The 9,483-nt window shown below is 41.3% G+C and carries 8 protein-coding genes and 1 pseudogene; 6 read left to right on the top strand and 3 right to left on the bottom strand.

Going from position 1 to position 9,483, the window contains the following annotated elements; genetic code table 11:
* Nucleotides 1-453: pseudogene (locus IM509_RS00165) on the bottom strand (Calx-beta domain-containing protein); the annotation flags it as partial.
* 165 nt (nt 454-618) lie between these two features.
* On the opposite strand from IM509_RS00165, the gene IM509_RS00160 reads away from it, so the two are divergent.
* From IM509_RS00160 to IM509_RS00135, 6 genes are all read left to right on the top strand, one after another.
* Nucleotides 619-1,383, top strand: a complete 765-nt coding sequence (locus IM509_RS00160; protein ID WP_185237002.1) for a PD-(D/E)XK nuclease family protein — start codon at nt 619-621, stop codon at nt 1,381-1,383.
* A 125-nt stretch (nt 1,384-1,508) separates the two neighbouring features.
* Nucleotides 1,509-2,192, top strand: a complete 684-nt coding sequence (locus IM509_RS00155; RefSeq protein ID WP_052275770.1) for a J domain-containing protein — start codon at nt 1,509-1,511, stop codon at nt 2,190-2,192.
* A gap of 250 nt (nt 2,193-2,442) precedes the next feature.
* Entirely contained in the window at nt 2,443-3,054 is a 612-nt protein-coding gene (locus tag IM509_RS00150) for a DUF3611 family protein (protein WP_002768594.1), read from the top strand.
* A gap of 2 nt (nt 3,055-3,056) precedes the next feature.
* Nucleotides 3,057-3,398 (top strand): DUF565 domain-containing protein, encoded by a 342-nt coding sequence (locus tag IM509_RS00145; RefSeq protein ID WP_002768596.1) that lies wholly within the window; start codon nt 3,057-3,059, stop codon nt 3,396-3,398.
* A 59-nt stretch (nt 3,399-3,457) separates the two neighbouring features.
* Nucleotides 3,458-3,580, top strand: a complete 123-nt coding sequence (locus IM509_RS00140; protein WP_260441208.1) for a hypothetical protein — start codon at nt 3,458-3,460, stop codon at nt 3,578-3,580.
* 156 nt (nt 3,581-3,736) lie between these two features.
* Complete coding sequence (locus IM509_RS00135) at nt 3,737-6,223, top strand: tetratricopeptide repeat protein (RefSeq protein WP_185237001.1); 2,487 nt, start codon at nt 3,737-3,739, stop codon at nt 6,221-6,223.
* Nucleotides 6,224-6,491: 268 nt separating this feature from the next.
* Here IM509_RS00135 and IM509_RS00130 read toward each other — a convergent pair whose 3' ends face one another.
* Together IM509_RS00130 and IM509_RS00125 are read right to left on the bottom strand one after the other, a co-directional pair.
* Entirely contained in the window at nt 6,492-6,803 is a 312-nt protein-coding gene (locus IM509_RS00130; RefSeq protein ID WP_045356360.1) for a hypothetical protein, read from the bottom strand.
* A 268-nt stretch (nt 6,804-7,071) separates the two neighbouring features.
* Nucleotides 7,072-9,483, bottom strand: a 2,412-nt coding sequence (locus tag IM509_RS00125) for a serine protease (RefSeq protein WP_272079459.1), incomplete at its 5' end; no start/stop codon positions are given.

Genomic DNA, 9,483 nt, shown 5'->3' with positions numbered 1-9,483 from the left:
TGTTGTCTGGTCATTCTCTGCTCGTAAAGCGTCTAAGGTTGCCACATCCAAGCTATTTCCCTGCACCAACTCCGCAAAAATTGCTCCCTCATCTCCGGCGCTATCCACCTGATTAATTTGAGCATCCACATAATGCCCAATTTCTTCTAAAATTACGTTAATTATCGCTGCTGAGGAAGCCGTATTTAAAAAAGATGCTGATAGATAAATCTTATTGGTACTGCTGGAATATGCACCATTCGCAGTCCCCAAAACCTCACCACTAAGTACCTCAATTGGGGGAATTTGACTAAAATTTCGGCTTTGCCACTGTTGTCGTAATTGCGTCGCCTTAACCACATCATAACTTGCTCCAAAAGCGATGGCAAAATTTGCCCAAAAACCGTCAGATTGAGCGAAATTGAACAAAACATCGTCAACAACAGGAAGAATCGACAAAAGAGAAGAAGTCATGACATTAACAGCAAAAGTTTATTGCTAACAGTTTTAGCTCAACAATACCCAATTTTTCAAGACCCCTGTAACAGAAATTAACATTTATACAGAAAACGGGTTTCTCAAAGGAACCCGTTTTCTCGATAATAGGCTAACTGCTGTTTTATTCACGATAATCCTATTATGCCTAAGATCTACCGTCTTGCCCAAGGTCATTTAAACCTATTGGAAACCTGTCCACCCAGATTTCAAAAAGTCTATCTAGAGGAACTTAACACACCGGCTGACCCTGGGCAATTGCAGCGGCAAGAATGGGGCAGTCAGTTTCACCTATTATTACAGCAGCGGGAATTAGGGCTGCCGATCGCGCCTCTATTACGGGAAAATGAACAGTTAGAACATTGTTTAACGGCCCTATTAAAAGCGGCCCCAGCAATTGCCCAAAATCCGGGAGAAACCAATCGAGAAGCGGAACATTGTCGCAGTTTAACTGTGGGTAATTATTTATTAACGGTTATCTATGATTTAATTTTATTAGAGAGCGATCAAGCGGTAATTTTTGACTGGAAAACCTACTTAAAACCGATCGATGCCGACAAACTAGCCAAAAATTGGCAGACGAGACTTTATCTGTATGTTTTGGGAGAAACTTCTGCTTATCCTCTTGATAGTTTATCGATGACCTATTGGTTTGTGCAGTTACCCCGCAGCCCCGAACAAATTACTTTTAACTATAATCGGAAACTACACCAACAGACAGGGCGAGATTTGCGCCGTTTATTGAAGGATCTCGATCGCTATCTATCAGCATACGAAAATGATTTAGTTGATTTTCCCCATCGTCCCGATTGTCAGCTTCATTGTCCCTATTATCTTAGACAAGAGCGATCGGGCCCAATAGACTTACCCTCGATCGAGGATATCCCTGAAATCAATCCTTTTGTCTAAATCAGTGATCAGTGATCACTGATCACTGATCACTGATCACTGATCACTGATCACTGACAATTCTCCTTCTGCGCTGCGTTAACCATAGTCGATAATAATAAAAGACAGATCGATCGCTTGCGCTCATGACCGGCAACCACTACCAGACCTTAGAAATCAGCCATAAATCGACCCCTGACGAGATTAAACGGGCCTATCGGCGTTTAGCCAGACAATTCCATCCCGATAGTCAAAACGATAGTGCCAGTCACGATAAAATCGTCGCTATTAACGCCGCCTACGAGATTTTAAGCGATCCGAGACTAAGAAAGGACTACGATAACCAAATAATCGCCAATTCTCCCCGCGCCCAACGCACTGCCACCGCCCAAGCAAATTACCATCGTTACAAAGAAGCGGTCCAGGAAGACGAAGCCCTAGTCAAACAGTGGTATAACCAGACCTATAGCCCGATTAATCGCCTGATCGGTCAAATTATCCGACCTCTCAAAGGTCAGATCGATCACCTATCCGCCGATCCCTTCGATGATCAGTTGATGGCTGTTTTTCAAGACTATCTAGAAACCTGTCGCCAAAATCTCGATCGAGCTAAAACCCTCTTTTGCCAACGGCCTAACCCTGCCAAAATGGCCAAAGTGGCCGCTTCTCTTTACTACTGTCTCAATCATCTCACTGACGGACTCGAAGAATTGGAAACCTTTACCCTTAACTACGATGATCGCTCTCTCCACACCGGCCAAGAAATGTTTCGCATGGCCCAGCGTTTACAGGTGGAAGCTAAACAGATAGCCAGTCAGTGTCAAAATTAGACCGCTTGTAAAAATCAAAAATTGTTGTTAGGGTTAGGAGTCAGTAGCCAGTAGTCAGGAGAATTAAGAATGAATAACAATCAATTAAATGGTCTATTTACAGATTTTAGACCATTTAATCATCATTTTTGCCGTCTTTGAACCCTGAAAAATTAATTATGCCAGAGGTTTATTAAATCTCTAGCCATGGGCAAAAAAAAAGACGAAAATAGATCAAGACCAGATGTACCCAATCCCTAGCTTAACCCCGATGAGAGACAAACAATCAGAAATTACCAATATATCCACCCCTAGAGATTCTGATCTTTATTCCTTGCCTCCGGCCGTCCAACGAGCTGCTAATATCCTTTTACGTCAGGGAAGAATCGGTTTTTGGACGCAGATTGTCCTGGGCGTAATTTCGGGGGTTTTATTACTCATTGCTACCGCTAGTTTATTAGGGACGAGACAACGCACTTCTGGCATTGAAATCGGTGTTTTGTGTGCTATTGGTGGGGCTTGTTTCTTGGTGGTTGCCATTTTCTTTTCTTCTCGTTACATGAAAATTGCCCGTCAAATGTTGAGAGGTGATCAAGATAGTCGCCCGAAAAAATCCGATACTATTCAGTTAATCCGTCAGGGTTTAATCGCTAATATTATCGGGATGTTTTTAACTATTTTGGGAGCGCAAGCCTTGGCGGGAATTGTCTTAATTAAATCCCTCAATGTTCCCCAAGGTACTTTTAATGTTGCCTCTAACCCCAGTCAGTTTGTTAATTCTGTTGACCTGTTAATTGTGCAGGCCAATACTAATACAATTCTCGCTCACTTTACTGGTATTGTTACTTCTTTGTGGCTTCTTAACCGTATTACTTCTAAATAAATATGGCCATGCAACGCACCCGTTTAAGTACGCTGGCTAATGTCACCAGCAGTCGATTTAATCGCTTTTTTGGTAATCCTTGGCGACGGATTTCCCTACAGATAATTTGTGTTTTATTTGGAGTTTTTTCTGGGCAAGCAATTGTCACCACTGCTGGTCAAACTGCTCAATGGGATGTCACGGCTGCTGGTTTATTGCTGCTGTTTACGGAGGCGATTAGCCGGATTGTTTACCGAAAAAGTTCTCAGGCTAAACCTGCACCGATTCTGCGAGAATCTTTCAATTTACTCAAAATTGGTATCACCTATAGTTTATTTCTAGAAGCCTTTAAAATTGGCTCTTAAATAGGGTTGGCTGAAAATGTTTCTTGGTGGGGTGAGGATTCAGGAGCCAGTCGGGGAAAGTGGAAACCTTGCCCTTAAGTGCCGACCGGCAGCGAGCGATCGTAGCCAGCCTAGACAGAACTAATGTATTAGTTAAGCTGCCCAACGATACCCTTACTCCATGGCGCTTCTCAGGAAAATAAGGATTTCAGACGTTCATTCTCATTAGTACATTAAAATTACCCAGCTTTAGCATAGGCTCTGTAAGACTTTTAGCCATGGCTAATATATTCATACGGGAGAAGTTCAGTTATAATTAAATTACCAAATTATATTTAGGCCAAATTTTTTTAATCATCATGCCACAACAATCCTTAATCACTAAAACCCTGACAGCGCAAGCCATTACCCCCCCCGCACAAAATAGTTTAAATGTCAAGCTTTTTAGAAAAATACTTTTATTGTCTCCCCTGTTGTTTTGGGAATTATTGGGTTTAGAAGTTAGCTCAGTTAAAGCAGTAGAAAACCTACAATGTCCCGTTATTTCTAGGGAAGAAGTTGATACTAATGCTCTTAAAAGAGAAATTGCTAATTATTCAGCCACTCTGCGAGTCTATCCTAGCGATCCTGGTACGATTAAACTTTATCTTCAACGGGGAATGGCGCGAGAAAAAATCAACGATCGAAACGGTGCGCTCGATGATTTCAGTCAATACATTTGGTACAGTAATTATAATGCTCCCGCCTTCAAAGATCGACAGTTACTAGCTCAAGCCTATTATCAAAGAGGTAAGTTAAAGTTAGCCATGGCGATGGAGGAAGAAGAAACCCCTATAGCCGAGGAAATCCCTGTTATTGAGGAAGAAACGCCTATAGTTGAGAAAATCCCTGTTATTGAGGAAAAAAAAACTATAGTTGAGGAAATCCCTGTTATTGAGGAAGAAACACCCCTTATTGAGTCAGAAAGGCCAATAAGGAAGCAGCATCAGCTAAAATTATTAGAAGCTGCTCAAGCAGATTTTCGGCAAGCCTTTAAATATAATCCCAATGAAAGTGAAGTTTACTTTAACCTAGCAAGTGTTGCGTCTTTGCTCGATCATCAATCCTTGGCTTTAGATTATTATCAGCGTTTTATCGGTTATGAAACTGAAAATTATCGCGGCTATTATCATCGAGGACAGCTATACTCTCGGTGGGGAAATTATGCAGAGGCTATCAAAGATTATGATCTGGCTATTTTATACAAACCCGATCTAATTGAAGGCTATTATAATCGGGCTATAGCTTTAGAAAAGATAGGGGGAAAACGAGAGGCTTTTAAGGATTATAAAATCGTTTTAAAATGCTCACCCAAACTATTTTTAGCCAAGAATGCTCCTAGCAGTTATCAAAACCGTGCCAGAGTACAACTTGAAATCGCTGACGAGGAAGTAGAATTAGCCAACTTATCTTCTAATTCCCCCCAAGGGTATCAAACAGCGATCGAGTATTATAATGGAGCCATCAAAGATTTAGCACTTGTTATCCGTATTAATCCCAACTACGATAAAATTCCCCATTCTAGAGCATTTCTTAAACGGGGTTATGCTCACCTAAGACTCAACAATAATCAAGGGGCAATTCAAGATTATAACCAAGCAATTTATCTGCAACCCCAAGACGCAAAAGCCTATGTATATCGTGGGTTAATGCGAGCCAATAAATATCAAGAATACGCAGGAGCTTTAGAGGATTTTACTGCGGCAGTGGCACGAAATCGTCATGATGCAGCCGCTAACTATCATCGGGGGTTAGTGCTGTATAAATTGGGGCGTTATCAGGAGGCAGTAGATAATTATAATATTGCCTTAGCCCAAGATGATGGGATTAATACACCTAGTTTTACTTCTCGATCTGTCTGTAGCGAAAATATCCGAGAATCTGCCGACAGAAATTATTTTTATAACTCCAGAGAAACCGATTTTCGTCCTAATTATAATGTCTCTTGTCATGCTCAAGCCCGGGGAGATGCTTATTTTGCTCTGAAAAATTTTGCTGCGGCCGAAAGAGATTATACTACTTATATAGTTGCCCATCCTAACGATCCAGAAGGGTATCATAAACGGGCTAATGCGCGTTTTGAAAAAGGGGATAAACAGGGAGCGATCGAGGATTATAATGTATTCCTAGAAAAAGTCCGTGATGCGAGAATTTTCTATAGTCGCGGTAATAGTAGTGCTGACGTGGGAGATAACCAAGGAGCGATTACAGATTATCTGCAATCTTTGAGCATTAATCCTATCGATGTGACAGCGTATAGCAATCGGGGAAATGCACGCACCGATACCGCTACTATTCCCGATAATGTACAAGTAACACCGAGAATATCGGAGAATCCGATCGCCTATAATAATCGTGGTATTATTCGACGACAAACTGGGGACAAGGAGGGTGCTTTAGAGGATTTAGATAAGGCAGTTAGCTTGAATTCCAATAATCCTATTGCCTATAATAACCGGGGAGTTATTCGCTTTGATTTGGGAGATAATGCCGGTGCTTTGGAGGATTTAAATATGGCTATTTCTCTCCAGTCTAACTATGCTGAAGCTTACTATAATCGAGGTTTAGTTAAGGAAAAAATAGGCGATAAGAAGGAAGCGATCGCTGATTATCAATTAGCAATTACTTATCAGCCAAATTATGGCGAAGCTTATTATAATTTGGCGCTTGCCACCTACGACGATAAAAATCCTAGTAGTCGAGTAGCGAGCCTTAACTATTTGCAAAAAGCCGCTAATGCTTTGATAAAAACTGGTAATTTAGAACTGTATGAACGGGCGGTAGAATGGATGTTAAAAATGCAGTAATTTCTCGAAAAAATAAGCTAATTTTTGACAAAGACTTCAAGACTTGGCTATTTCAAGCCTTCAAAGAGCGGGGGAGTCTCTTATTGCCGATCAATTAGCCGCTAATCATCATACAAGGTTGGGTTGACGTAAGGAAACCCAACAATAGACCCAAGGAAACCCAACAAAAAGATTCAGACAGATTTAGGTGTTGGGTGTTGGGTTTCGCTTTTCCTGAGAATTGAGAGGTTTTCTTTAGCATATTTATTCGCTCAAATCAACCTAAAAACTACGGGCGCTCACTACTTAATTTAATCACTTGTTGCTCAGGAAATTTAAGGGTAAGTTCCCATTCTCCCCCTAATTCCCTCATCATACTGGTTAAATTTTCTAGGGTAAGATGTTGTTTTAAATCATCCGATTTTGCTGAGAAACAGGGCTGTTCACTTTCGCTTTCCGTGATTTCTTCTGAAGCAAGTCCTAGGCGTTGAAGAAGTTCATCAATGATTTGCATTTCTTGTAAAAGTTCTTGGGTTTTAGCTTCAATTTTTGCCCTTCTTTCAGAGGGCAGTTTATCCATTTCTTCATCAAAGGTAATCATAGATTTTGCTCCGTTAAGGTTTTTAAATAGGCTTCAAATCTTTTTTCGGCGATGGGAATGTTTTTTTCATACCATCTTTTATCGCCAGTTTTATTTCCTCCTACTAGCTAAAGTAGGTTGGGTTGAGGCACGAAACCCAACTATAGACCCAAGGCAACCCAACAAAAAGATTCAGACAGATTTAGGTGTTGGGTGTTGGGTTTCGCTTTTCCTGAGAATTGAGAGGTTTTCTTTAACCTATTTATTCGCTCAAACCAACCTACGGACTCTAATTTTTACTCATTTTTTGGCGAATGATGCTGATTAGTTTTTGAGCTTGTTGATAACCTGCTTCATTCCCTTGTTGACGATATAATTCTGATGCTTTTTCGGCATCAGCAAGGGCTTTTGGAAAGTCTCTTGTTAGGGCATACACAACCCCCCGAGTGTTGTAAGCCATAGCAAAATTAGGATTAATGTCAATAGCTTTGTTGAGGTCAGCTAAAGCTAATTCGTATTTTTCTTGGTAAAAGTAAAGAATCCCCCGAATTTGGTAAGCCTCAGCATAATTAGGATTAATGTCAATAGCTTTGCTGTAGTCAGAGAGGGCTAAATCGTATTTTTCTTGGAGACGGTAAAGAATCCCCCGATTGTAGTAAGCCTCAGCAAACTTAGGATTAATGTCAATAGCTTTGCTGTAGTCAGAGAGGGCTAAATCGTATTTTTCTTGGAGACGGTAAAGACCCCCCCGATTGTTGTAAGCCTCAGCTAAATTAGGATTAATTTCAATAGCTTTGCTGTAGTCAGAGAGGGCTAAATCGTATTTCTGCAAGTCTTTGTAAAGATTCCCTCGATTGTAGTAAGCCTCAGCATAACTACGATTAATTTCAATGGCTTTGCTGTAGTCAGAGAGGGCTAAATCGTATTTCCCCAAGTCTTGGTAAAGACCCCCCCGATTGTAGTAAGCCATAGCAAAATTACGATTAAGTTCAATAGCTTGGTTGTAGTCAGCTAAAGCTAATTCGTATTTTTGTTGTTCATCGTAAAGAGTCCCACGATTGTTGTAAGCTTGAGCATGATTAGGATTAAGTTCAATAGCTTGGTTGTAGTCATCTAATGCTAAATCGTATTTTTGTAGGTCAGAGTAAAGATTCCCCCGATTGACATACCAAGCAGCACGGGGAGCGAGCTCAATTGCCTGAGTAATCGCCGCTAATCCCTCATCATAGCGTTTTAATTTATCTAATACTCCGTATTTCTCGTTATAGTAATTGGGATTATTGGGAACCAGAGAAATCGCCTGATTAATCACCGTTAATGCTTGCTCATAATTTTCTCTGGCTTCTCTTTCTCTACCAGCACTTGTTGAGAAGTCACCTAAAAAGCGATAAACTCCACTTTGCCGTTGTAAAATACTACTGTGAAAGTTCTTTAAATCTTCCCGTTTAGGTAAGGTATTAATCGCTTGTTGCAAAGCTTCTATAGCTGGTTGAGCTTTACCTAACTCACCTAACGCTAATCCCTTCCCATACCAGGCTAAATAGACATTATCGGGGTCATTTTGCTTAATCGCCTCATCAAAGGCTTTAATTGCTTCCTCAGACCTCCCTAACCGCCATAATTGTCCCCCCCTTTCTATCCAAATATCCGCCTTCGCATTGGTATTAGGAACAATAACACCAGTAATCGCTTGAATAATTTCTTGTTGTTGTTGCGGACTAACTTGGGGTTGAGCAGTGGTTAATAATTGCGGTTTTACCTTCAATCTTTCTTGCAATCCGATAAAAGTGCTAATGGGAATCCCTAAACTAAACCCTAACTGAATTTTCCCTACCCCTGCTCCTTCTGAACGTCCATGAATCCCTATTACTCTCCCCTGAGAGTCTAAGACTGCACCGCCACTCATGCCCCCAAATGTGATGCTGGTATAAACTAATTCATAGCCTTCGGTTAAAGAAGCAACACTTTGTAATGTTCCCCCTTGTTTATTCCTTAAAGGACTTTGGCGGGTTTGTAGTAATCCCCGTTCTTTATCGAGAATTGCACCGCCACTAAACAACCATTTCGAGGGATTTTGTCCAATTTTGGGGAAGCCTGCCGCAAAAACAAAATCACCGGTATTTGGGTTATAATTCGCTATTTCCGCAACGGGATAATTGTCTCGGCTTTCAAACTGAAAAACTGCTAAATCTACCCCTTTCTGCCGGATGATGGTGCTTTTCTCGATGTTTCGAGTTTTGCCGTCGCTGGTGACGACGGTGTAGGTGTGATCGGGACAAGGTTCACTTGCAGCATCTTGACTTTCTTCCTTGTTCTCACATAATACATGGTCTGCGGTTAAAACCGTGTAAATATTCCCTTCTTTAGCGATAATGACACCGCTACCGTTTCCACCGCTCGTACTATCAATCCGCACGGTGAAACCCTTCGCTTTCGCTTCTAATTCGGCGATATAGTCAGTAGGGGCGGTGGTTTCTATATCGGGGTTCACCTGCGGTAGGGGTAGGTTATAGGCGCTGAGGATTTCGGGACGGATGTAGGTTAATAGGGTATGAAGGGGAATGCCCCAATTAACCGCTCTCATCTGTTGGATTTCTTCTGCGTCTGTGGGTTTTGTACCGTCTTCGTAGATGTAGTTAGAGAGAATCGGATGGGCCGATCGCCCGTTAATGCCGATTAACTCCCCATCAACAAAAATGCC

The organism is Microcystis sp. M31BS1 (assembly GCF_020245285.1).
GTDB lineage: Bacteria > Cyanobacteriota > Cyanobacteriia > Cyanobacteriales > Microcystaceae > Microcystis > Microcystis panniformis.
The sequence above is the reverse complement of the archived record's forward strand: the minus strand, read 5'-3'. Positions and strand labels throughout refer to the sequence as shown.

Coding starts and splice junctions, on each gene's coding strand:
- IM509_RS00155 (WP_052275770.1), top strand. CDS start 1,509: ATGACCGGCAACCACTACCAGACCTTAGAAATCAGCCATAAATCGACC.
- IM509_RS00145 (WP_002768596.1), top strand. CDS start 3,057: ATGGCCATGCAACGCACCCGTTTAAGTACGCTGGCTAATGTCACCAGC.
- IM509_RS00160 (WP_185237002.1), top strand. CDS start 619: ATGCCTAAGATCTACCGTCTTGCCCAAGGTCATTTAAACCTATTGGAA.
- IM509_RS00130 (WP_045356360.1), bottom strand. CDS start 6,803: ATGATTACCTTTGATGAAGAAATGGATAAACTGCCCTCTGAAAGAAGG.
- IM509_RS00135 (WP_185237001.1), top strand. CDS start 3,737: ATGCCACAACAATCCTTAATCACTAAAACCCTGACAGCGCAAGCCATT.
- IM509_RS00150 (WP_002768594.1), top strand. CDS start 2,443: ATGAGAGACAAACAATCAGAAATTACCAATATATCCACCCCTAGAGAT.